The 22,245-nt window shown below is 57.8% G+C and carries 23 protein-coding genes; 15 read left to right on the top strand and 8 right to left on the bottom strand.

Annotated elements, in window-relative coordinates; genetic code table 11:
- Positions 1-45 precede the first annotated feature (45 nt).
- Genes ACR0FE_RS21225 through ACR0FE_RS21215 form a run of 3 tightly spaced genes read left to right on the top strand, consistent with a single transcriptional unit; the run spans position 46 to position 1,915 of the window.
- The gene (locus ACR0FE_RS21225; protein WP_480915110.1) at positions 46-786 is read left to right on the top strand and encodes an amino acid ABC transporter ATP-binding protein; all 741 of its coding nucleotides are present in this window, start codon (positions 46-48) and stop codon (positions 784-786) included.
- Positions 787-800: 14 nt separating this feature from the next.
- Positions 801-1,562, top strand: a complete 762-nt coding sequence (locus ACR0FE_RS21220) for an amino acid ABC transporter permease (protein ID WP_170678648.1) — start codon at positions 801-803, stop codon at positions 1,560-1,562.
- Positions 1,563-1,573: 11 nt separating this feature from the next.
- Positions 1,574-1,915: a carboxymuconolactone decarboxylase family protein gene (locus ACR0FE_RS21215; protein ID WP_480915108.1), complete on the top strand. Its 342-nt coding sequence runs from the start codon at positions 1,574-1,576 to the stop codon at positions 1,913-1,915.
- On the opposite strand, the gene ACR0FE_RS21210 is transcribed toward ACR0FE_RS21215, so the two are convergent.
- The 4 genes from ACR0FE_RS21210 to ACR0FE_RS21195 form a co-directional block, all read right to left on the bottom strand.
- Positions 1,912-2,529: an RES family NAD+ phosphorylase gene (locus ACR0FE_RS21210; protein ID WP_480915106.1), complete on the bottom strand. Its 618-nt coding sequence runs from the start codon at positions 2,527-2,529 to the stop codon at positions 1,912-1,914. The genes ACR0FE_RS21215 and ACR0FE_RS21210 overlap by 4 nt on opposite strands.
- Positions 2,530-2,535: 6 nt before the next feature.
- Positions 2,536-3,183 carry a hypothetical protein gene (locus ACR0FE_RS21205; protein WP_480915105.1) on the bottom strand — a complete coding sequence of 216 codons (648 nt, stop codon included), beginning with the start codon at positions 3,181-3,183 and terminating at the stop codon, positions 2,536-2,538.
- Positions 3,184-3,387: 204 nt separating this feature from the next.
- Positions 3,388-4,425: a sterol desaturase family protein gene (locus ACR0FE_RS21200; protein ID WP_480915104.1), complete on the bottom strand. Its 1,038-nt coding sequence runs from the start codon at positions 4,423-4,425 to the stop codon at positions 3,388-3,390.
- A 108-nt stretch (positions 4,426-4,533) separates the two neighbouring features.
- Positions 4,534-5,499, bottom strand: coding sequence for an NAD(P)-dependent oxidoreductase (locus tag ACR0FE_RS21195; protein WP_480915102.1), 966 nt, complete (start codon positions 5,497-5,499; stop codon positions 4,534-4,536).
- 125 nt (positions 5,500-5,624) lie between these two features.
- Here ACR0FE_RS21195 and ACR0FE_RS21190 point away from each other — a divergent pair, with 125 nt between their 5' ends.
- On the top strand, positions 5,625-6,518 hold the full coding sequence (locus tag ACR0FE_RS21190; protein WP_480915100.1) for a LysR family transcriptional regulator: 894 nt from the start codon (positions 5,625-5,627) through the stop codon (positions 6,516-6,518).
- 306 nt (positions 6,519-6,824) lie between these two features.
- Here the strand turns inward: ACR0FE_RS21190 and ACR0FE_RS21185 are convergent, their stop codons facing one another.
- From ACR0FE_RS21185 to ACR0FE_RS21175, 3 genes are all read right to left on the bottom strand, one after another.
- Positions 6,825-8,261 (bottom strand): NAD-dependent succinate-semialdehyde dehydrogenase, encoded by a 1,437-nt coding sequence (locus ACR0FE_RS21185; RefSeq protein WP_480915098.1) that lies wholly within the window; start codon positions 8,259-8,261, stop codon positions 6,825-6,827.
- A 110-nt stretch (positions 8,262-8,371) separates the two neighbouring features.
- The gene (locus tag ACR0FE_RS21180; protein WP_170678632.1) at positions 8,372-9,316 is read right to left on the bottom strand and encodes a LysR family transcriptional regulator; all 945 of its coding nucleotides are present in this window, start codon (positions 9,314-9,316) and stop codon (positions 8,372-8,374) included.
- Positions 9,317-9,325: 9 nt separating this feature from the next.
- A complete protein-coding gene (locus ACR0FE_RS21175; protein ID WP_480915096.1) occupies positions 9,326-10,108 on the bottom strand; it encodes an aspartate dehydrogenase in 783 nt (260 codons plus the stop codon).
- 162 nt (positions 10,109-10,270) lie between these two features.
- On the opposite strand from ACR0FE_RS21175, the gene ACR0FE_RS21170 reads away from it, so the two are divergent.
- From ACR0FE_RS21170 to ACR0FE_RS21150, 5 genes are all read left to right on the top strand, one after another.
- Positions 10,271-11,224 (top strand): dihydrodipicolinate synthase family protein, encoded by a 954-nt coding sequence (locus ACR0FE_RS21170; protein WP_480915094.1) that lies wholly within the window; start codon positions 10,271-10,273, stop codon positions 11,222-11,224.
- A gap of 135 nt (positions 11,225-11,359) precedes the next feature.
- A complete protein-coding gene (locus tag ACR0FE_RS21165) occupies positions 11,360-11,923 on the top strand; it encodes a 3-hydroxyanthranilate 3,4-dioxygenase (protein ID WP_170613954.1) in 564 nt (187 codons plus the stop codon).
- 30 nt (positions 11,924-11,953) lie between these two features.
- Complete coding sequence (locus ACR0FE_RS21160) at positions 11,954-12,940, top strand: TRAP transporter substrate-binding protein (protein WP_170807975.1); 987 nt, start codon at positions 11,954-11,956, stop codon at positions 12,938-12,940.
- Positions 12,941-13,002: 62 nt separating this feature from the next.
- On the top strand, positions 13,003-13,542 hold the full coding sequence (locus ACR0FE_RS21155; RefSeq protein WP_480915092.1) for a TRAP transporter small permease: 540 nt from the start codon (positions 13,003-13,005) through the stop codon (positions 13,540-13,542).
- Positions 13,539-14,798 (top strand): TRAP transporter large permease, encoded by a 1,260-nt coding sequence (locus ACR0FE_RS21150; RefSeq protein WP_170613951.1) that lies wholly within the window; start codon positions 13,539-13,541, stop codon positions 14,796-14,798. Before ACR0FE_RS21155 ends, ACR0FE_RS21150 begins: the two co-directional genes overlap by 4 nt.
- 7 nt (positions 14,799-14,805) lie before the next feature.
- On the opposite strand, the gene ACR0FE_RS21145 is transcribed toward ACR0FE_RS21150, so the two are convergent.
- Positions 14,806-15,408 (bottom strand): helix-turn-helix domain-containing protein, encoded by a 603-nt coding sequence (locus ACR0FE_RS21145; protein WP_480915090.1) that lies wholly within the window; start codon positions 15,406-15,408, stop codon positions 14,806-14,808.
- 149 nt (positions 15,409-15,557) lie between these two features.
- Here ACR0FE_RS21145 and glyA point away from each other — a divergent pair, with 149 nt between their 5' ends.
- From glyA to gcvT, 6 genes are all read left to right on the top strand, one after another.
- Entirely contained in the window at positions 15,558-16,811 is a 1,254-nt protein-coding gene (gene glyA, locus ACR0FE_RS21140; protein WP_480915088.1) for a serine hydroxymethyltransferase, read from the top strand.
- A gap of 10 nt (positions 16,812-16,821) precedes the next feature.
- Complete coding sequence (gene lpdA / locus ACR0FE_RS21135; protein WP_480915086.1) at positions 16,822-18,204, top strand: dihydrolipoyl dehydrogenase; 1,383 nt, start codon at positions 16,822-16,824, stop codon at positions 18,202-18,204.
- A gap of 14 nt (positions 18,205-18,218) precedes the next feature.
- Positions 18,219-19,163: a lipoyl synthase gene (gene lipA / locus ACR0FE_RS21130; RefSeq protein ID WP_170613947.1), complete on the top strand. Its 945-nt coding sequence runs from the start codon at positions 18,219-18,221 to the stop codon at positions 19,161-19,163.
- A 25-nt stretch (positions 19,164-19,188) separates the two neighbouring features.
- The gene (locus tag ACR0FE_RS21125) at positions 19,189-20,562 is read left to right on the top strand and encodes an alanine/glycine:cation symporter family protein (protein ID WP_480915083.1); all 1,374 of its coding nucleotides are present in this window, start codon (positions 19,189-19,191) and stop codon (positions 20,560-20,562) included.
- A gap of 76 nt (positions 20,563-20,638) precedes the next feature.
- Positions 20,639-21,061, top strand: a complete 423-nt coding sequence (locus ACR0FE_RS21120) for a universal stress protein (RefSeq protein ID WP_170613945.1) — start codon at positions 20,639-20,641, stop codon at positions 21,059-21,061.
- A gap of 16 nt (positions 21,062-21,077) precedes the next feature.
- Entirely contained in the window at positions 21,078-22,172 is a 1,095-nt protein-coding gene (gene gcvT / locus ACR0FE_RS21115; protein WP_480915082.1) for a glycine cleavage system aminomethyltransferase GcvT, read from the top strand.
- Positions 22,173-22,245 lie beyond the last annotated feature (73 nt).

Here is a 22,245-nt window from a genome sequence, read left to right as displayed (position 1 = left end):
AAATATTTCTTCCCAGGAAAACTTCATACCAAGGGAGCCCGGCCAGTGAGCGAAACGGCAATCGAACTTGTGAATGTCAATAAATGGTACGGCGATTTCCATGTTTTGAAGGACATCAATCTCAGCATCAAGTCGGGCGAAAAGGTTGTGATCTGCGGCCCTTCGGGGTCCGGCAAATCGACCGTGGTGCGCTGTATCAACCGATTGGAAGAACACCAGAAAGGCACCATCCGTGTTGATGGAATTGAACTGACGAATGACCCCAAGTCCGTGACGGCCATCCGGTCCGAGGTCGGAATGGTGTTTCAGCAGTTCAATCTATTCCCGCACCTGAGCGTTCTGGAAAACCTGACCCTTGGCCCAATCAAGTCACGAGGAATGTCGCGTGCCGACGCCGAGGCTCGGGCGAGGCATTATCTGGAACGGGTTCACATCCCGGATCAGGCCAAAAAACGCCCCGGCCAACTGTCCGGCGGACAGCAGCAGCGCGTCGCCATCGCGCGGTCGTTATGCATGGAACCCCGGGTCCTGCTGTTTGACGAACCCACGTCGGCACTGGACCCCGAGATGATTTCCGAAGTGCTTGATGTGATGGTGGCACTTGCGCAAGAAGGCATGACCATGGTCGTGGTGACCCATGAGATGGGCTTTGCACGCAAAGTGGCAGACAACATGGTGTTCATGGATGCGGGGCAGATTGTCGAACAGAGCAACCCCGAGGAGTTCTTTGGCGCCCCCCGATCCGAGCGCTGCCAGAAATTTCTCAGCCAGATACTGCAACATTGAGGGGGCCAAACGCGATGAAAAGAAACCTTCTTCTTCTCCTGTCGTTTCTGGCGCTTGCAGCTTGTTCCAGTTCTTCCACATGGGGATGGTATGTCATCAATCCGATGACCGAAGCGGGCTGGATCAATGTCAAATTCCTGATTTCCGGCATGGGCGACACCATCTTGATTTCAGTGATCGCCGCTGTCATTTCGATTGTTCTGGGGCTGATCGTGGCATTGCCGGGGCTGGCCAAAAGCAGGGGCTGGCGTTTGGTGAACCGGGTCTATGTCGAACTGATCCGCTCGATCCCGCTGCTGCCCATGCTGTTCTGGGTCTTCTACGGCCTGCCGATCGTTTTTCGTGAAATGGGCCTGAACATACCGATTGATCCGTTCTGGGGCGCGATCATCACGCTCGCCTTGTCCGATAGTGCATTTACAGCCGAGATTTACCGGGCCGGTATCCAGTCGATTGCCAAGGGACAGACCGAGGCGGCCCAGACCATCGGCCTGAACTATCTTCAAACCATGCGCTATGTGATCCTGCCTCAGGCGATCCGGCGCATTTTGCCACCGCTGGCGAACCAGTTCATCTACATTGTCAAGATGAGCGCCTTTGCCAGCGTCATCGGCATGCAGGAACTGACGCGGCGCGCGAACGAGCTGGTGGTCACAGAATACCGGCCGCTTGAGATCTATTCGCTGCTGATCCTTGAATATCTGATCCTGGTTCTGATCATCAGCGCCGGAGTGCGCTGGCTGGAACGCCGCATGGGATCGGACGAACGCGGCTGAAGGAGGATGACATGGACTGGAATGACTTCATGGCCGGGATTGAGGCCGACATCGCAACATATTCGAAAGAAGTGCCCGAGACGGTCAAAGGCTTTGGCATCATGGGTAAGGCCGCCAAGTCCAACGGCGCGCTCAGCGAAAAAACCAAAGAGTTCATGGCGCTCGGGATCGCAATTGCGACGCGGTGTGACAGTTGTATCGGCTTTCACGTCCGTTCTTTGGTGCGCCTCGGTGCCAGCCGGGGAGAACTGTGCGAGGCGTTGGCCATGGCGACCTATATGGGGGGCGGCCCGTCTTATGCCTACAGCGCCAAGGCGCTCAAGGCGTTCGACACCTTTTCAAAACAAGCTTAACGGCTGATCGTGATGCCCGCGCGGCGCGCCGTTGTTCGCAGCTGATCCAGCAAGTCCGCGTCGCGCTGAACGTACCGCGTTTCTGTTACCGTCAGCGCGCCGGGTGTTACCCGATCTTCGAACAGCATCATCGCCAATGCGGAACTGTCACGCACGGATGACCAGATCATGCCATCTGCGGCGGGATTGTCTTTCCAGATCAAGGCGGCAAGCTCCCGGCAAGTGGGATAGTTGCTTTCATCGTAGGTAAGCAGGTCAGCTTCCGCGATGCCCCAAGCGGCGAGTTCCGGCGTAAACAAACGAACCAACTGAAGTTCCCGCCTGGTCGTTAACCGGCTTGCTGCATAGTCATCAAGACGGTTACGAGGGAATGTCTGATACTTGGCCGGACGTTCTCGGAACAGTGCTTCATAAGCCGCGCCATCAAATGTGGTAGCGGAGTAAAGAGTGGGAACTATTTTGCCCTCGAGATCCTGAAAGGGGGCGAAGCGGGACGTGCCGTAACCGGGATTGAACTGATCACCATCCAGAACGTCTCGGTGCAGGCGAAAGACCTCTCGCCCGCTTTCCAGCGCAAAGTAGGGATGCTGTCCGGCCGCATTCGGAAGTATCACGCGCCGTCAGCCTGCCGGCGTTTCAAACGCGCGCGCAGCGGCATCGACAACCCGCGCGTCACCGGCCTGAACAAGGTCAATCGGCCGAGCACCATCCAGCGCGTTTTGGGGCGCGACAAGCCAAAAGGCAGTTTGCCAGGGAGTCAAATCCTGCGGAAGCGCAGCAAGCACGTCCGCCAAGGTCGCATAGGGCCGCCCATCAGCATTAAATTGGAACGCCGGATACAGGTCCTTGCCCTGCAGTTTGACCGAAAAGATCTTTCCGGCCTTTTTCCAGTCGTTCGCCGTGGCTGACTTGTTTCTCGATGTGCTGCCAGACATGGCATGGATCTGGGCGCTTGTAAGGACCGCAAAATCGCTCAGGAATTCCGCGCGCAGCCGGGCATTGTCGTCGTCAATCTTTGCCTCGACCTGATCGAACGCGTCCGTGTCGAGATAGGCATCAATCATCGCGTCAATACGCTCCTGAGCGCGCTCCAGCTTTCGTCTGGCAACCGAGGATGCGATGAGGTGAAATGTCCTGGGTGACATGTCCCGAACACCGCTGATAAGGATTAGGGATTTGTCCTTTTGGGCAAGCCGAACCGCTTCCTGCGCGGAAAGATCGCGTTCGGTATCTTCTGCGACATCATAAAGATGAAGAATCCTGGACATCACAAGTTTCCTTATATCTCATACATGACAATATAGATAAGAAGTATCAGAAAACAAGTATTGCGAAGCCGTTGTCGTTGGCCAAAGCGAGTACCTAAACGATACATACCCATGTTATTAACATAATCATGATTATGCGGGATATCCCGACGAACGCCACTTAGAGTTGTATTTTCATTAAACCTCGGGAAAAAGCAACGTTAGCTACTGCCGTGACGCATGCATTTCGCGTTTCCGGTTGCGCGTGCGTACGGTCGCCTCCTCTGAGCCGTCGTGATATGTGCCAAACCACTTGTCCCAGGGCATTTCCGCGTTGCCGTAGTTGCATTCGTAGTATCTATGATGCAACTGATGAAAAAAGGCACCGATCAGGAGTGCTTTGCGGTCGTGGGCCCAGATTGCTTCGTATCCCGAATGGGATGACGCGGCGCCCAGCATCAGCCAATATCCCAGAAAGATCATGTGAACCGGATGACTTGGCAATACCAGAACGATCAGGATCGCGCTGAGATAGCCGAACGCCTCGACCGGGTGCATCGACATGCCCGACCAGGGTCCGGTGTTTACGTTGCGGTGATGAACGGCGTGAACCTGTCTGTAAATGAACGGTTGATGCAGAAAAAGATGCACCATGTAGAAATGAAAACTCTGCCATATGGCGAGTATCGGGAACAGTAGAATAAACCAGACCGGATGAGCGCCAAAGCTAAGCGTCGCGACGTAACCATTGGCATACATCCAGCGCAAAAAGCACTCGAGCGCCGACAGGATCGTGGCACCGTAGACCAGCGAATAGTACATATTGTCCCAGGTCTGATAGCCGAACTTATAAAGCGCATTCTTGCGCTTCACGTAGGGTCTTGGGTCGTATTTCAGCAGCTTGCCCTGCCCGTCAATTCCGTAGAACCAGAAATGCAGCCCACCTGCGACAATGATCAGCAGAGCCCAGTTTCGGATGAAAACCCATGACATCCACCCGAACGCGAATTGCGTTTGTTCGGGGCCAACGGGTTGCATCCAGAACGCCACGACAAACGACAGTGCCAAATAGATCGAACGATCGGAAACCTGCAGGTAATTCTGCCAAAGCCACTTAGCCAGAACACCAGGTTTCGGTGGCCAATGCCAATATGGCGCGTGGTTCACTGGCAATTCAGGGTGCCAGTGCCACTCACGGCTCATCGGACCAGGCTCGGGGCGATGGGCGGCATTTTCCGTTGGGTTGGTGTCCGCTGTCGTCATGTCCAATCCCCTACTCGCGATTTAGCAGCACCAGCTTGCCGGATAGAATGGCCCTGGCGGCCACAGCTATAATATGCCTGAGCCGGTTCAACGCCCGACGTGATCAGGTCATTCAGCGGCTTTCAGCGCCTTGCCTTGCGGGATCACCTCATAGCCGGGCTCTTCGGGTTCATCGTCTTCCATCTCGGTCGGGAAGCCGGGTGCAAGGATCTCCAGGCCTGTGACCTCTTCCAGGCGCCTGATAATGTTGGGCGACAACTCACGTTCGCCAAAACGTTCGATCCCGTCCTCGAAAATCTGAACCAGCATGGGCGAGATTTCCAACGGGACGTTGTGGCGGTCGGCAACCTGCTGAAACAGGCTCACGTCCTTTTTGACCAGATCCATGGTGAACGAGATATCGCGTGATCCGTTCAGGATGACCTGACTCTCGGTCTCATGAACAAACGATGTGCCGGAACTGATCTTGATCGCTTCATAGGTGGTATTCAGGTCCATACCTGCGGCTTTGGCCGTGACCAGAGCCTCGCAGCAGGTCACCAGATTGGCTGTGGCCAGATAGTTCGTCAAAACTTTCAGGACCGAAGCCGACCCCAACTCACCGGTATGCAAAATACGGCGGCCCATGGTCTTGAGGAACGGCGCGATACGCTCGAACGTTGCGCGATCACATCCCGCAAAGATCGAGATATTTCCTGTCGCCGCGCGGTGGCATCCGCCTGAGACCGGGCAATCCACTGCCGCCCCGCCCCGCTCCATCACCATGGCACCCAGGCGTTTGACTTCAGCCTCATCCGTGGTGGACATCTCCATCCAGATTTTGCCGTCGGTTACTTCCGGCAACATCTGCTGCATGACGGCGTCCGACGCAGCAGGCGTCGGCAGGCAGGTAATGACCGCATCACAATCCCGCATCAGTTGCGACGGTCCTTCCGCCTTTTTCGCACCACGGGCCACGAATGCATCAACCAGTTCTTCGTTCAGATCATGGACTGTCAAGTCCATACCATTGCGCAGCAGCGAACCCGAAAGCTTGCCGCCGACATTACCCAGACCAATAAATCCAACTTTCATAAGCGCGTTCCCCAGGGTGTCCGGTCTGATCAGGCCGGTGAAATTTCCGTTTGCGCACCGATTTAGCGACGTTGAAGCGAAAAAGTAAAACGAATAAAAAGAGCAATAATCACAAATTCTCTTTGGTGCTGAACGTGTCCAATTCCCCAAATCTTGTCTGGCTCAGATCGTTTGAATGCGCAGCGCGGCATATGAGCTTTACGGCCGCGGCGAAGGAACTGGGTATAACGCAAACGGCACTCAGTCTGCATGTCCGCTCGCTAGAGGCGCAGTTGGGGTGCAAGCTTTTCTTTCGCGCGGCCAGAAACCTGAGCCTGACAGAGGTCGGACAGGCCTACGCCTATTCCGTGCGGCGCGCGCTAAGCGATATTACGGTATCGACCGCCAGCCTTTTCGGGTCCGGAAGCGCGCAGGTTCTAACCGTGCGGGCTCCGATCTCGACAGCGACGCTCTGGCTGGCACATAGGCTGCCGGAATTCACCCGCAGCCAGCCCGATGTATCCATTCGGCTGGTCTCAAACATTTGGGCGGATTCGGCTGGTCGCGAAAACGTGGATGTCGAGTTGCGCGTGGGGGTTGGTGACTGGCCTGATGCGCGAACCCGAAAAATCTCGACCGAGCGTATCGTACCTGTCGCGGCGGGTTCGGCATCGGGGCAAAACATGCCGGTTGCCGAACTCCGCAAGCAGCCGCTTGTGCAGATTCTGGGATTTCAGGACATGGGGCAGAAGTATTTCGAAGCATTGGGCATAGCGTATTCTGAACCCTTGTCCCCCTACTCCGTCGATACAACCGTCGCCGCGATGGGCGTCGTTGCCGCGGGCGGAGGGTACGCAATGGTGCTGGAAAGGTTCGCGCAAACCGCAATCGAGGCCGGACAGGGCATCGCGATTGTCGGCGATGCGGTCCCAATCAATCAATCCCACTTTCTTGTTGAGACAAGCGGAACAGGCGCAAACGAGCCTGTTAAGCAACTGTTCGAAACCTGGCTTGAACAGGAGTTTTCAGAACATCAATAGGCATGACCCGAACCAGATCAGATGTGAAAAAACTGGCTTTCAATCGCTACGGCAAGATCCGTTTTCAAGTGGGAGGTCGGATCTGAGTTGCCACGAGGGGGAAAAGCAACTGCATGCCGCAGCGATTGAGTGTGAGCGGCGTCAATGCCAGTGGCTATGTGAAGTGACGTTTGATTGAGGCCAAAATATGGCCCATTCTACTAATTCTTTAATTTGTCAAAAATTATAACAATGACAGTGCTTTAAGCTATTTCGCCATTTACTGTCAGAACGATATTTCGGGACCAGATCTTGCCCCGCGCATGATCAAACGATCTGGGTGCTGTGAGAGATATTCTTGACAATCATATAGTTTTCCAAACCCTCCGTCCCGCCTTCCCGGCCGTATCCACTGGATTTGACCCCGCCAAAAGGTGTTTCCGGCAATGATGCTTCCAGCGTATTGAAGGAAAGGTTTCCGGCTTCGACTTCATCGGTCATCCGGTCAATATAGTCGGCCCTGTTTGAAAACCCGTAAGCGGCAAGACCAAAAGGTGTCGCATTCGCCTTGGCTATGGCTTCGTCCAGTGAAGCGACCGGATTGATCACAGCCAGCGGGCCAAATGGCTCTTCCTGCATCACGCGGGCGTCGTCAGGCACATTCGTCAAAACGGTCGGCGCAAAGAAATAGCCTTTGGCTCCGATCCGACCGCCCCCGGTGCAGATCGTTGCACCGGCATCACGGGCATCTTCCACAAGTTCGCTCAGCGCGGGAACGCGGCGGTCGTTTGCCAGCGGCCCCATTTCGATACCCTCTTCCACTCCGTTCCCTACGACAGTGGCAGCGGCCCGTTCATTGAACGTATCCAGGAATGGCTTGTAGATGCTTTCGTGCACAAAAAACCGGGTTGGCGAGGTGCAGACCTGCCCTGCATTCCTGTATTTGCGGACCGCTCCGCTAAGTGCGGCTTTTTCAACGTCTGTATCTTCACAGACGATGACTGGCGCATGCCCGCCCAACTCCATCAAGACGCGCGTCATGTTCTCCGAGGCGAGCGTCGTCAGGTGGCGCCCGACCGCTGTTGACCCGGTAAAGGCGACAAGCCGTACAGGATTCTGCCGGATAAGATGGTTTGAGATCTCCGCAGGTTCGCCAAAGACAAGGTTCAGGACACCCGGTGGCAAGCCGGCGTCGTGGAAGGCGCGCGCAATATGCATGGCACCTGCCGGAGTTTCCTCAGCCGCTTTCAGGATGATCGAACACCCCGATGCCAGCGCGCCTGCAATCTTGCGTGCCGGCTGGCTCATCGGGAAATTCCAGGGCGACAGGCCAAGAACCACCCCGATGGGTTGGTGATGCACAACATATCGAACACCGGGCGCCGAGGGGATGACGCGGCCATAGGTACGCATGGCCTCGCCCGCGTCCCATTCGAAAAACTCGCAGCCGCGGATCACCTCAAGCCGGGCCTGTGCCAGCGGCTTTCCATGCTCGGCAGTGATTGAGCGGGCAATCTCCTCCTGGCGGTCGCGCATCAGCGCCGCAGCCTTGATCATGATGTCCGCACGGTCGCGTGGGGCCGTGCGACGCCAAACGCGAAACCCCGCTTCGGCCGCAACCAGCGCGTCATCCAGATCGGACCTGCCCGCTTTGGGAAGCCTGCCGATCTCCTCTTCCGTCGCAGGGTTCAACACGGGAATGTCGTCTGCTGCCTTGCGCCACTCACCGCCGATATAGAGTTTCAGGTCCGGATAAGTGCTCATGGCGCCCTCGCAGGTTGCAATTCAGCTTCAGGGTCTCATTTCCGCTGGCATCACCTCAACTGAATTGAAGAAATACTGATATCCGATTGCGTGATATCTGCAGGGATGGTTCAGATGTCACCTGCTGCCGCGCGCAGGGCATCCAGAAATGTGCTGCTTGCCGGGGACAGGCTGCTTTCCCCTCTGTGAGACACGCCAACAGGGCCCGCACCAAATGGGACAGCCCAATCCAGGCAGGCCAGCAGACCACGGTCGATATCCAACGAAGCGACATGGGCCGGCATCAGCCCGACGAAATCGTGAGATCGCAACAGGGACCTGTTGGCAAGATAGGAAACTGATTCAATTGAAACACCCGGCTGGTACTGATCCTGTCGCACGAAGTACTGGTCGGTCTGGCGGCGCAGAGTGGTTTCGACCGGCGGAAGTATCCAGCCAAAGCGTCTGAGTTCTTCGAAAGTGATATTCGGCCTGCCGACCAAAGGATGCTGCGTTCCCGTCACGGCCAATACTCGTTCATCAAAGAACTTTTCCTGCGTGATCCGTGCCCGGTGGCGATGACTTGGCAGACGACCGACAACCATGTCGATCTCGCCCGACAAAAGCGCAGGCATCAGCACTTCGTTTGTCCCCTCGACAATTTTGACCGCGACTTTCGGGCGGTCTTTCAGCAGCCGTTCGACAGCGCGTGGCAGCAAGGTTGGTGACGCCGCCAGCAGGGTTCCCACCACAACCCGGCCGCTGTTGCCTTCGTTCAGATCATCCAATTCCTGAGCAGCATTTGAGACCTGCGCGAAGATCAGCTTGCCATGGCGGATCAGTGCTTCACCAAACACCGTGGGCACAACGCCGCGATTGGTCCGCTCGAAAAGCTTGACCTCGAAATCCAGCTCCAGGTCCTGAATCATCTTGGTGGCGGCAGGCTGCGAAATGCCCAGATCGCGCGCGGCATTCTGGATGCTGCCGTGCTGGCCGACCGCAACCAGCAGACGCAACTGGCGCAGCTTCAACCGCGTCAGCGCGCGCTCAACGATACGGGTATGATGTGCGACCATGAAGGCCCCTCAGATACTGATCGCTGCGGGCTGTCTTTCGATGGCGGCAATCGCGCTCATGGCAGCCAGAGCCGAACTGCGCGGGTTGTCCGGCAGCGCCTTTCCTTCGATCCTGAATGTGAAGGTGCCAAAACTGCCGCGCGCCTCGATTTCGTGGATATTGGCATTAACAGCCGGATCGGCGATCAGTTCAACCCTTGTCTCGTCAAATCCTAGTCCCGCCAACGCTATGGCCGCTGCCACGTTGGCGTTCTTTGGATAGGCCACGGCTGCTTGCCGGGCAGTTCCGGAAAAATGTATCGCCGCTGAATTCAGCTGATCCAGCTTCAATTGTTCTTCTGCAGCTGAACCACGCCATCCTGCCGGGGGCTTGCTGCCGCGATAGATGACCTCGGTCAGCCCCCCTACCCTTGCGGCGGATAGGCAATCCAGTGCGCCGATTGCCCCGCTGGCAAGGCGCAAATGCGAATGACCGTTACGCGCCGCCAATGCCAGCGCCTGTTCAAGATCAGGGTCAGCCAATGCGCCGACTGACAGTGTTACCAGGTCGATGCCCCGTTCCAGAATGGCGGCTCCGTGTGCTTTCAGGCCCGCATGGCCCGCGCAATCGACCATCAGATCGATCCCGCCGGGCAGGTCTGAGACGCAGGAAACACGGGATGGCCCGGCCGCTTCTTCGTCAAGCAGCCGACCGGGTGAAACCAGTATGGCATCAGGCCCTTCGCCTTTTTCAAGCAAGTGTTGTGCCACGTAACGCCCGATAGCGCCTTCGCCGATAATGCCGATTTTCATAGAGCCTCCAGATGCAGCCTTAACCTATCCGAAACTGCAGGCTCTCTGTTATCGAAATATTTAATATCCAGATCCGCCCTATGCGCTTGGCTTTGTGCGTTTGACGGAACCAGAGTGTTTGCACGCTAGCGATCTAACATCTGACCTTCGGACTTCCTGCCCATGAAATATGCCAAACACGACGCCAAAGCCTATTCGCGCGAAACCATGCGGGGGATTTGGGCAGCCGCGTTGAACCCGTTCAACGAAGACCTCAGCCTGAACGAGGCCGGATTGCGCCGGAACATTCGGCACTGGATCGACGATCTGCAAATTCAGGGCCTGTTCATCGCAGGCAAACAGGGTGAGTTCTGGTCGATGTCGCTGGACGAACGCAAACGCAACATGACCATCGCCGCCGAGGAATGCGGGGACAAGGCCGGGACGATCATGTCGATCTCGGATCAGAACGTGGACACCGTGCTGGAGCTTGGACGGCATGCTCAGGACTGCGGTGCGGATTATGTGGTGGTCCACGCCCCGATGCTCAGCTTTTGTCACGACCGCGACGAGGTTTTGTACAATTACTACAAGTATATCTGCGACCGCCTGGATATCGGCATCGCCATGTGGAGCCATCCCGACAGCGGGTATCTGATGCAGCCCGAAACTTGTGCGCGTATTGCGGAGCTGCCCAACATCATGGCCATCAAATACTCGGTCCCCCGGGACATGTATGCAAAACTGACGCGGATGGTGGGTGACAAGATCCTGGTGTCCACGTCTCTGGAAGACGACTGGCTGGACAATATCGAGGAGCTGGGCTGGCAGCTTTACCTGTGTTCCTCGCCGCCCTACCAAATCCAGACGGCGAACGACTTGCGTATGCACGAATACACCGAACTGGCTTTTGCCGGAAAGCTCGACCAGGCCCGGCGCGTGCGCGACAGTCTCGATCCGGTCCGTGCTGCGATCAAACGCACCAAGCCCGGTGGCAAGCCGACAGCCCACGGAAAATACTGGCAGGAACTGCTTGGACAGGTCGGAGGGCGCGTACGCCATCCCATGCTGGAACTGACCGAGGCCGAAAAAGCCGCCGCAAGCGCCGCGTTCGAGGATTGCGGCCTTCAGCTTTGATCAATCTGATATCAGGTTAATGGATACCGACATTCCCAGAAACAAATATTTCTTTCATACGGCTTGTCCTAGGCTTTTTGACGGCACGATATAGTGTTGCTGTGCCCCAAGCACCGGTCAGGCAGGAGAAAGCACATGGGACAACACCCGACGCTGAAACCCTTCAATTTCCAGAAATGGGTGGAAGACAACGCTGACAAACTGCGCCCTCCGGTTGGCAATCAGTTGCTGCACAAGGAAGGCGACATGATTGTCATGGTTGTTGGCGGCCCCAATACACGTGTCGATTTTCACGATGATCCGGTCGAAGAATGGTTCTTTCAGCAAAAGGGCGACATGATGCTGAAGATCGCCGACGGCGGCAAAATCTACGATGTGCCGGTGCGTGAAGGCGAGGTTTTCCTGTTGCCGCCTCATGTGCGTCACGCGCCGCAGCGCCCACAGGAAGGATCGATCGGCATCGTGGTCGAAGCCCCACGTCAGCCGGGGATGAAAGAAGGGTTCGAATGGTTTTGCTTTAACTGCGAAGGCCTTGTGCACCGCGAAGAAGTTGCGCTTGATGGCCCCGAAGGGATCGTCACCGCACTGCCAAAGATTTACGATGCTTTCCATAACAGTACCGAAGCTCGAACTTGTCCGAACTGCGGAACGCTGCATCCCGGAAAGGGTAAGCCGCCTGCGGACTGGGTCCAGCTCTGAGCTGAACCGGAACAAAACAGGGAGAATACAATGAACTACCTTCACAAAGCCCTTTGCGGCGCGACTGCTGCGGTTGTGACTTCTTTTTCCGCAACGATTGCGCTGGCAGATGAGTTCCGCCTGGGTCTGATCACGCCACCGCCGCATATCTGGACCAAGGCGGCCGAGGCATTTGGCGCAGACTTGTCGGAAGCCAGCGGTGGCGCGCATAGCGTGACAGTTTTCCCGGCGCGTCAGTTGGGCAACGAAGCCGAGATGCTGCAACAGCTGCAAACAGGTGCTTTGGACATGGCGTTCATGACAGTGGCCGAAGTGTCCAACCGCGCCAAGGATTTCGGCGCGTTCTACGCCCCGTATCTGGCCAGCGATATCGGCCACGCGGGCCGCATCCTGCGCAGCGATGGCGCACGCAGCATGCTGGATCAACTTCCTGCCGAGGTCGGTGTCGTCGGCACCGGGTACGGCATGGCCGGCCTGCGCCAGATCGTTGCCCGGGGCGACGTGAACTCGGCAGAGGACCTGGCCGGTCTCAAACTGCGGATCACTCCGTTCGAGCCTATTCTCGACTTCTACAACGCCGTTGGTGCGGCCCCGACCCCGATGCCCCTGCCCGCCGTTTACGATGCGCTGGCCAACGGTCAGGTCGATGCCATCGACATGGACGCAGAACTGATCTGGGTTCTGAAATATTACGAACATGCCGACACCGTCGTGCAGTCGGACCACATGATGTTCCCGATGGTTGGTCTTGTGTCGGCCAAGGTCTGGGCCGGTCTGTCCGAAGAAGACCGCACCATGATCGGTGAACTGATGGCCCGTCACGTGGACAGTACCATCGACACCTATGTTGCCAAGGAACAGGAATGGCTGGATCAGGTGAAAGGCACCGGCAAAACCTATGTTCAGGTAGACAGCTCATTCTTTGGTGATGCCATTGATCAATGGAACCAGACCTGGGCCGGGAAATCAGGTGCGCTGGATCAATTGCGACAGGTTGCTGCGGAAACCGCCAACTAATACGGTACTCATGCAATTGGGGCGCAGGTGATTTGCGCCCCTTGTTTTGAGGAGTGAGCGCAATGATCCGGCGGATTTCTGCAGCATGGGCGCGTGCTGAACTGTGGCTCGCGTCTTTTCTGGCCGCCGCCATATCGGTTCTTATCCTGCTGAACGTCGTGACACGGAGCCTGGGGTCCGCTCTGTTCTGGGTGGATGAACTGGCGATCTATGCCATGGCCTGGATGACCTTTCTCGGCGCATCCGCGGCGCTGCACTATGGTCACGCGGTGGCCGTCACGATCCTGACAGACTCCCTGCCCCCTTTGCTTCGTGATCTGACGGCACGGCTTGTTGACCTGATCGTTCTGATCTTTGCCCTGTTCATGATCTGGTTCTGTTGGCGCTGGTATTCACCTCTGGAACTGGCGCGGCATGGGTTCGACACCAAGCAGTTTCAGGGTGCGACCTTCAACTTCATCTACGCGGAACCGACAACAACGCTGGGCGTTCCGAAATACCTGGTCTGGATGGTCATGTGGCTGTTTGCGCTGGGGGCAACGCTGCACTGCGTCGCAAATCTGACCGCCCCCCGTGCCCCTCTACCCGAGGCCAATGCATGACGCCTCTGATTTTTGCCTTCAAGCTGCTGATCGCGGTTCCCGTTGCGCTGGTCCTGTCGCTGACCGCAATCTGGTACATTTGGGAAAGCGGCAACACCGTTTTGTATGACAGCTTTGCCCAGAAGATGTTCTCGGGCCTCGAGAACTATGGGCTTCTGGCCATTCCTCTTTTCATGCTGACCGGCGAGATGATGAACGAAGGTGGCATGACCCGACGGCTTATCGATGCCGCCCGGGTCTTTGTCGGCGGCTTTCGCGGCGGGCTGGCCTATATCAACCTGCTGGCCAACATGTTCATGGCCGCCATCATCGGATCGGCCACGGCGCAGATTGCCGTCATGGCGCGGGCCATGACGCCTGAGATGGAGCGGGAAGGCTATGACAAGGGCTTTGCCGCTGCCACCACAGCCGCTGGGGGATTGCTGGCACCGGTCATTCCACCATCCATGATGTTCGTGATCTTTGGCGTTCTGGCGCAGATCCCCATCGGTGACATGTTTCTTGCCGGCATCCTGCCCGGACTGTTGCTGTCGATCTCGTTTGCCGTGGTGATCGCCCTGATCGGTTTCGCGCAGGGATTTCCCAAAGGCGCCTGGTTTACGCGGCAGGAATCGATTTCGGCCCTGCTTGCCTGTTTACCGGCGGTATTGATCCCCATGGCCATTATTGGGGGGGTTCTGTTCGGTATTGCCACGCCCACGGAATCCGCCGCTATCGCGTCCCTGATCGCGTTCCTGATTGGCTGGCTGATCTACGGAGAGCTTAAGCCCAAGGCGCTGCCCCAGATGTTCCGGCGCACGGCAATCAACGCGTCTATGATCATCTTCATGATTTCGGCCGCAAGTGTTTTCGGCTGGGTGATCATCTATGAGGCACTGCCGCAGAAGCTGGCGGTCCTGATCACCTCCATTACAGATGATCCATTCCTGTTCCTGCTGATCGTCAACCTGATCCTGCTGGGGGTCGGAATGTTGATCGATGGCATCGCCGCCGTCATTCTGATCACCCCTATCCTGCTGCCCATCGCAATGAACGACTACGACATCAGCCCCTATCAGTTCGGCGTTGTCATGTGCCTGAACCTAGTTCTGGGCCTGCTGACGCCACCGGTGGGTGTAGGGCTTTACATCGCATCTTCCATGAGCGGGGCCTCACCGGGTCGCATTTTGCGATCGCTCTGGCCCTTCTTGCTGGCTGTTGCAGCGATCCTGGTTCTGCTCAGCCGTTTCCCATGGTTTTCAACCGCTCTAGTCTAACGCAGGACTACTCCAGCGACACCCACAGAACCTGCGCGTCTTCCTCGCTGGTGGATACGCATCCATGGCCCATGCTGCTGTCATAATATAGTGAATCCCCCGCCTTCATCGGCAGCGGGCGATAATGCTCCGAAACAAAGATCAACTCACCCTTCAGGACATACATGAACTCTTCCCCGGAATGCCGGATCCAGTTGTCGAATTCGGATATTTCACGCGCCTTGATTGTCGCTACATAGGGTAGCATGCGCTTGCTGGTCAGTTCCGGGCACAGCAACTCGTGCATGTAGGTGGCGGTATGCCTGATCTCGCCCGTCCCTTTAGGGGTGAAGTCCCGCCGCCCGGCGACCCCCGTCTGACCGGATTGTAGGAACAGCTGCGGAGGGTTCATATCCAACGCCTGAGTCAACCGGCGGACAATATCGAAACTGGGGCGGGTCTGATTGTTTTCTATCTTCGAAAGCGTCGAGCGACCAATGCCGGCGGCTCTGCCGGCCTCTTCCAGCGTCCAGCCCTTTTCACGGCGTGCATCCCGGATCGAGCGACCCAGAGCAGCTCCATCGTCCTGGTCCTGAAGTCCCGCGCCATCAGGCTGTAAATCGTCTGACATATTGAATCCCCCCACTTTCAGCAAGGATACATAGTTCCCGATTAGCCCTCAACATAACAAAACGGAAAAAAATGTTGCCTCAAGCATCCTTTCTCCACTATAGGAAACAAAATCCCCTGTTAAGGATTCGGATTTCGGAGGAGGAAATCATGTTCAGAACGTCTCTTGCAGCATCCGACCCGGTTATTGCGGCGTCGATTTCGCGTGAAGCTTCCCGTCAGGCTGAACAAATTGAGCTTATCGCGTCCGAGAACATTGTCTCGCAGGCCGTAATCGAAGCGCAGGGTTCAGTACTGACCAACAAATATGCCGAAGGCTATCCCGGTCGTCGCTACTATGGCGGATGCGAATATGTGGATGAGGTCGAGATTGAAGCCATCGAACGGCTGAAGTCGATTTTCGGCTGCGGATTTGCCAATGTGCAGCCGCATTCCGGCGCGCAGGCCAATGGTGCCGTCAAGCTGGCGTTGCTGAGCCCGGGCGACACGATCCTGGGCATGTCGCTGGATGCTGGTGGCCACCTGACTCATGGCGCGAAACCAGCGCAGTCGGGCAAATGGTTTCGCCCGGTTCAGTACGGCCTGACCGACGCGGGTCTGATCGACTACGATCAGGTCGCCGAATTGGCGCGCGCAGAGAAACCCAAACTGATCATCGCGGGCGCGTCGGCCTATTCGCGCAAGATCGACTTTGCCCGGTTCCGCGAAATCGCCGACGAAGTCGGGGCGTGGCTGCTGGCCGACATGGCCCATATCGCGGGTCTGGTCGCGACAGGTCTGCACCCTTCGCCTGTCGGACACGCGCATGTCGTGACGTCGACAACCCATAAAACGCTGCGCGGTCCGCGCGGCGGCATCATCCTGACCAATGATGAAGCGCTGGCGAAGAAGATCAATTCCGCTGTGTTCCCAGGCCTTCAGGGTGGCCCGCTGATGCACGTCATCGCAGGCAAAGCAGTCGCGTTTGGCGAAGCTCAGAAGCCGGAATTCAAGGAATACATGCAACGCGTCGTCGACAGCGCCGAGGCATTGTCCAATGTGATGATGTCGCGCGGCTGTGACATCGTTTCGGGTGGCACGGACAACCACCTGATGCTGGTCGATCTTCGACCCATCGGGGTGAAGGGTAACGCGGCCGAGGCGGCGCTGGAGCGCGCCGGGTTCACCTGCAACAAGAACAGCGTGCCCGGAGACCCGGAAAAGCCGACGGTCACAAGCGGAGTCCGCCTGGGCACCGCCGCCGGATGCAGCCGTGGCTTCGGTCCCGAAGAGTTCAAGAAGATCGGCCACCTGATCGGCGACGTTCTGGATGCGCTTGCACAGTCGCCGGATGGGGATGAAACCGTCGAGAAGGCAACCCGCGAACAAGTCCGCGCCGTGTGCGCGAGCTACCCGATCTACTGAGAGCAAGCCCATGAATACCTACGATCTTATCGTTATCGGTGGCGGACCCGGCGGCTATGTCGCCGCGATCCGCGCAGGTCAGCTGGGGCTGAAAGTGGCCTGCGTGGAAGGACGCGGGGCACTGGGCGGAACCTGTCTGAATGTGGGGTGCATTCCCTCCAAAGCCTTGCTGACCTCCTCGGCCAAATATGCCGAACTCTCCCATCTCTCCTCCCACGGCATTGCAGTCGAGGGGGCCAGCATCGACGTTGGCGCGATGATGGAGCGCAAGGACAAGATCGTAGGTGATCTGACCAAGGGCATCGCGTTTCTGTTCAAGAAGAATGGTGTCGATCTGATCGAAGGCTGGGCCAGCATCCCTGCCGCAGGTCAGGTCAAGGTCGGCGACGCGGTTCATAAAGCCAAAAACATCCTGATCGCCACCGGGTCCGAGCCGACCTCGCTGCCGGGTATCGAAATTGATGAGCAGGATATCCTGAGTTCGACCGGCGCGATCGCGCTGGAGAGCGTACCCGAGCATCTGGCCGTAATCGGTGCGGGTGTAATCGGTCTGGAACTGGGGCAGGTCTGGGCGCGCCTGGGCGCCAAGGTCACTGTTGTCGAATATCTGGACCGCGTGCTGCCGGGCATTGACGGCGAGATCGCCAAGCTGGCGCAGCGGGCCTTGTCCAAGCGCGGGCTGAAGTTCCAACTGGGCCGCGCCCTGAAGTCGGTTGAAAAAACCGGTTCAGGCCTGACCCTAACCATGGACCGCGTCGGCAAGGACAAGGAAGAGGTGATGGAAGCCGACAAGGTTCTGATCGCAGTCGGTCGCCGTCCCGTTACCCGGGGTCTCGGGCTGGAAGAACTGGGTGTTGCCGTGAATCAGCGCGGCTTTGTCGAAGTCGACAGCACATTCCAGACATCGGTGCCCGGCATCTACGCCATAGGTGACTGCGTGCCCGGTCCGATGCTGGCGCACAAGGCAGAGGAAGACGGTGTTGCCTGCGTCGAGATGCTGGCCGGGTTGGCCGGGCATGTGGATTACAACACGGTACCCGGCGTGGTTTACACCGACCCCGAGGTTGCGTCCGTTGGTCTGACCGAAGAAGCGCTGAAAGAGACCGGATCGGAATATACGGTCGGAAAATTTGCCTTCATGGCCAATTCCCGTGCCCGATCGACCGGAGAAACAGACGGCGCGGTCAAGGTTCTGGCCGACGCGGATGGCAAGATACTGGGGGGCCATATCTGCGGGGCGCATGGCGGTGACCTGATCGCCGAACTGGTGCTGGCCATGACCAAAGGCGCAACCGTCGCCGAGGTCGCCGCAACCTGCCACGCGCACCCGGCGATGGGCGAGGCTGTCAAGGAAGCCTGCCTTGACGCCATGGGCCGCGTAATCCACGCCTGAACCGGAGCAGCCAGATGACCATCCAGCTTCGCCCACGCCACCCGGAAAAGGCCAAAAAGGCCGACAGTGTCATACCGCGCAAACCGAAGTGGATACGTAAGAAAAAGATCGAAGGATCCGAGTATTACGAAACCCGCCGCCTGATGCGCGAGCACGATCTGGCGACCGTTTGCGAAGAAGCCGCCTGCCCCAACATCGGAGAGTGCTGGTCCAAACGCCACGCAACCATGATGATCATGGGCGAGGTCTGCACCCGCGGCTGTTCCTTCTGTAACGTGGCGACGGGCCGACCTGACGCTCTGGATGCGTTCGAACCGGGCCGGGTCGCGGCGGCGGTCAAAAAGCTGGGTTTGCGCCATGTGGTGATCACTTCCGTGGATCGCGACGATCTGGAAGACGGTGGGGCCGAGCATATCGCGCAAACGATCCGCGCCGTGCGTCATCAGAACCCCGGGACGACAATCGAGGTTCTGACGCCTGATTTTCTGGGCAAGGGCAAAGCCCCGGATGTCGTCTTCGAAGCGGCGCCGGATGTGTTTAACCATAATCTGGAAACCGTGCCGCATTTGTACCCGACGGTGCGGCCGGGTGCCCGTTATTATGCCTCTTTGCGGCTTCTGGACGATGCCAAACGGGCCGAACCGGAAATCTTCACAAAATCGGGACTTATGGTAGGGTTGGGCGAAACAATTAATGATGTGCGCCAGGTGATGGACGATCTGCGCGCTGCCAATGTCGATTTCCTAACCGTCGGACAATATCTGCAACCGACCCCGAAACACCATCCGATTGACCGGTTTTGGTCACCGGAAGAGTTTGAAAAGCTAGAACAAATTGCCCGTTCCAAGGGCTTTCTGCACGTGTCGGCAACACCGCTGACCCGGTCGTCGTTCCACGCGGACGAAGATTTCGCTGCTCTTAAGCAGGCCCGCCAGCGGGCCGTCGCCAACGGGGCATAAACCTGACGCAAATGGGAGGGAAACCATGGAAGCGTTATCTAACTTTGTAGGGGAAATAAATAGCATCGTGTGGGGGGTACCAATGCTGGTCCTCATCCTCGGCGCTGGTTTCTTCCTACAGGTCGGCCTGAAGTTCATGCCGATCCTGCGAATTGGCACAGGCTTCAGCCTGCTGTTCAAAGGCCGTGAGGGTCAGGGCGAAGGGCAGATCAGCCCGTTCAACGCGCTGATGACCTCGCTGTCGGCAACAATCGGCACGGGTAACATCGCCGGTGTGGCCACTGCTGTCTTCCTGGGCGGTCCGGGCGCCTTGTTCTGGATGTGGATGACCGCCCTGGTGGGCATGGCCACCAAATACGCCGAAGCTGTCTGCGCCGTGAAATACCGCGAGCAGGACGAGCTGGGTAACTTTGTCGGCGGTCCGATGTACTACATCAAGAACGGTTTGGGCGCGAAATGGGCCTGGCTGGGTGTTGCTTTCGCCCTGTTCGGCGCGGTGGCCGCTTTCGGAATCGGCAACGGTGTGCAGGCCAACGGTGTGGCGCAGGTTCTGGAATCAAATTTCGGCATGAACACTTCGGTCACTGGCGTCGTCCTGATGGTTCTGACAGCAGCCGTGATCCTGGGTGGTATTACCCGCATTGGTGCGGTTGCCGGCAAACTGGTTCCGTTCATGGCAATTGCCTACATCATCGCGGGACTGCTGGTTCTGCTGATTAACATCGGCAGCATCGGTCACGCCCTGTCGCTGGTCTTCACCCACGCGTTTACTCCGTCGGCCGCCGAAGGTGGTTTCGCCGGTGCAGCAGTCTGGGCCGCAATCCGGTTTGGCGTGGCGCGCGGTGTCTTCTCGAACGAAGCCGGTTTGGGTTCAGCTCCGATCGCACACGCAGCGGCCGAGACCAAAGGTCCGGTCAACCAGGGCCTGATCGCGATGTTGGGTACGTTCATCGACACCATCATCGTCTGCTCGATCACCGGTCTGGCGATCATCTCGTCGGGTGCATGGACATCGGGTGAATCCGGCGCGGCACTGACCTCGGCGGCGTTCGAACTGTCCCTGCCTGGTATCGGTGGGTATCTGATCGCCATCGCTCTGTCGATCTTTGCCTTCACCACCATCCTCGGCTGGTCCTTCTACGGCGAGAAATGCGTCGAGTTCCTGCTGGGCGTCAAATCCCTGCTGCCCTACCGCATCCTTTGGATTGTCATGATCTACTTCGGTGCAACCGCGGATCTGGGCTTCATCTGGCTGCTGGCGGATACGCTGAACGCGATGATGGCGCTTCCGAACCTGATAGCCCTGGTCCTGCTGAGCCCGATCGTCTTCAAACTGACGAAAGAGTTCTTCGCCTCGGGCGGCCAATCGGAAGAACCCGGCAACACTCCTGCCGAGTAATTCGAACAGAAAAAACGGGGGGCCGTCCCGGCCCTCCACCTTCGAAACAGATTTCCATATCTCGAGGAGAGACGTGATGGCCACGAAAATCCTGCTGCCAATTGATCACACCGACGACCACTCGTGGAAGCTGGCTTTGCCGGTCGCGTTGGAACAGGCGAAATTTTACGGTGCCGAGCTGCACGCGATCGCTGTCATCCCCGAGATCATCCAGCTGCCGAACCTGCCAGCCAACTATGGCGCGGGCGCAAAAGACCACGTGCGGGGCAAGGTTCAGGCCATTCTGGATCACGGCAATGCCTCCGACGTGCCCGTGCATGTCGAGGAAGGCAGCGTCTACCGCGAAATTCTGAAGCTTGCCCACAAGGAAGGCTTCGACCTGATCGTCATGGCGTCGACCAAAGGCGATTTCCCGAATTATGAAATCGGTCCGAACCTGGCTCGTGTCGTGCGCAATGCGCATTGCACCGTTATGGTCGTTCGCGACCAGTCCCGCTGATTGAAAGGTTGAGAAGATGACCGAACCGAAGCGTACGCCGCTATACGACCTGCATGTCGAACTGGGCGGAAAGATGGTGGATTTTGCCGGATGGGAGATGCCCGTTCAGTATCCGCTGGGTATCATGGGTGAACATGTTCAGTGCCGGGAAAAAGCCGCGCTGTTCGACGTCAGCCACATGGGTCAGGTGATCCTGCGTGGCGAGAACGTGGGCGAGAAGCTGGAAGCCATCTGCCCTCAGGCCTATGCCACTCTGAAGCCCGGCAAGGCACGTTACGGGTTTTTCACAAACGCGGAAGGCGGGATCATGGACGACCTGATCGTGTCCAACGCGGGTGACTATTTCTTTGTCGTGGTCAACGCAGCCCTGCGCCATCAGGACATCCCGCACATGAAAGAGCATCTGGAAGGGGTCGAAGTCACCGAGATTTTCGACCGTGCTCTGGTCGCTGTTCAGGGCCCAAAGGCCGAGGATGTGGTGGGCACGCTTTGCCCCGCGGCACGGGATTTGAAGTTCATGGAAACCACAATGGCCCCGATCAACGGCGTCGAATGCCGTATCTCGCGTCTGGGCTATACCGGCGAGGACGGTTACGAAATCTCGATCCCCGAGGACAAGGCCATCGAGATCAGCAAGGCGTTTCTGGCCCACGAAGACTGCGAAGCGGCCGGTCTGGGCGCGCGCGACAGTCTGCGGCTCGAAGCCGGTCTGTGCCTCTATGGGAACGACATCGATCAGACCACCTCGCCGATCGAGGCGTCGCTGGCCTGGGCCATTCAAAAGCGCCGCAAGGAAGAAGGCGGTTTCCCTGGCGCTGAGCGTGTTCAACGGGAACTGGCAGAGGGTGCCGCGCGCAAACTGGTCGGCATTCTGCCCTCCGGTCGTGCCCCCGCGCGTCAGGGCGTCGAGATCCAATGTGCCGAAGGAAATACCATCGGGCAGATCACTTCGGGTGGCTTTGGTCCGACCATCGGCGGCCCGGTTGCGATGGGCTATGTGTCCGCAGGCCACGGCGAGCCGGGCGAGAAGGTGAACCTGATCATTCGGGGCAAGGCGCAACCGGCCGAGATCGTGGCCACGCCTTTCGTCAAACAAAACTACAAGCGTTGAAGTCAGGAGAGAACAGGAATGTCGACGTATTATTCTGAAGAGCACGAGTGGCTGCGAGTTGAAGGAGAAGTTG

The sequence above is a fragment of the Ruegeria sp. K7 genome, from assembly GCF_056531785.1.
This window is presented reverse-complemented; position numbering and strand designations above follow the sequence as displayed.

Coding starts and splice junctions, on each gene's coding strand:
- ACR0FE_RS21220 (WP_170678648.1), top strand. CDS start 801: ATGAAAAGAAACCTTCTTCTTCTCCTGTCGTTTCTGGCGCTTGCAGCT.
- ACR0FE_RS21215 (WP_480915108.1), top strand. CDS start 1,574: ATGGACTGGAATGACTTCATGGCCGGGATTGAGGCCGACATCGCAACA.
- ACR0FE_RS21205 (WP_480915105.1), bottom strand. CDS start 3,183: ATGTCCAGGATTCTTCATCTTTATGATGTCGCAGAAGATACCGAACGC.
- ACR0FE_RS21200 (WP_480915104.1), bottom strand. CDS start 4,425: ATGACGACAGCGGACACCAACCCAACGGAAAATGCCGCCCATCGCCCC.
- ACR0FE_RS21195 (WP_480915102.1), bottom strand. CDS start 5,499: ATGAAAGTTGGATTTATTGGTCTGGGTAATGTCGGCGGCAAGCTTTCG.
- ACR0FE_RS21185 (WP_480915098.1), bottom strand. CDS start 8,261: ATGAGCACTTATCCGGACCTGAAACTCTATATCGGCGGTGAGTGGCGC.
- ACR0FE_RS21180 (WP_170678632.1), bottom strand. CDS start 9,316: ATGGTCGCACATCATACCCGTATCGTTGAGCGCGCGCTGACGCGGTTG.
- ACR0FE_RS21175 (WP_480915096.1), bottom strand. CDS start 10,108: ATGAAAATCGGCATTATCGGCGAAGGCGCTATCGGGCGTTACGTGGCA.
- ACR0FE_RS21170 (WP_480915094.1), top strand. CDS start 10,271: ATGAAATATGCCAAACACGACGCCAAAGCCTATTCGCGCGAAACCATG.
- ACR0FE_RS21165 (WP_170613954.1), top strand. CDS start 11,360: ATGGGACAACACCCGACGCTGAAACCCTTCAATTTCCAGAAATGGGTG.
- ACR0FE_RS21160 (WP_170807975.1), top strand. CDS start 11,954: ATGAACTACCTTCACAAAGCCCTTTGCGGCGCGACTGCTGCGGTTGTG.
- ACR0FE_RS21155 (WP_480915092.1), top strand. CDS start 13,003: ATGATCCGGCGGATTTCTGCAGCATGGGCGCGTGCTGAACTGTGGCTC.
- ACR0FE_RS21150 (WP_170613951.1), top strand. CDS start 13,539: ATGACGCCTCTGATTTTTGCCTTCAAGCTGCTGATCGCGGTTCCCGTT.
- ACR0FE_RS21145 (WP_480915090.1), bottom strand. CDS start 15,408: ATGTCAGACGATTTACAGCCTGATGGCGCGGGACTTCAGGACCAGGAC.
- glyA (WP_480915088.1), top strand. CDS start 15,558: ATGTTCAGAACGTCTCTTGCAGCATCCGACCCGGTTATTGCGGCGTCG.
- lpdA (WP_480915086.1), top strand. CDS start 16,822: ATGAATACCTACGATCTTATCGTTATCGGTGGCGGACCCGGCGGCTAT.
- lipA (WP_170613947.1), top strand. CDS start 18,219: ATGACCATCCAGCTTCGCCCACGCCACCCGGAAAAGGCCAAAAAGGCC.
- ACR0FE_RS21125 (WP_480915083.1), top strand. CDS start 19,189: ATGGAAGCGTTATCTAACTTTGTAGGGGAAATAAATAGCATCGTGTGG.
- ACR0FE_RS21120 (WP_170613945.1), top strand. CDS start 20,639: ATGGCCACGAAAATCCTGCTGCCAATTGATCACACCGACGACCACTCG.
- gcvT (WP_480915082.1), top strand. CDS start 21,078: ATGACCGAACCGAAGCGTACGCCGCTATACGACCTGCATGTCGAACTG.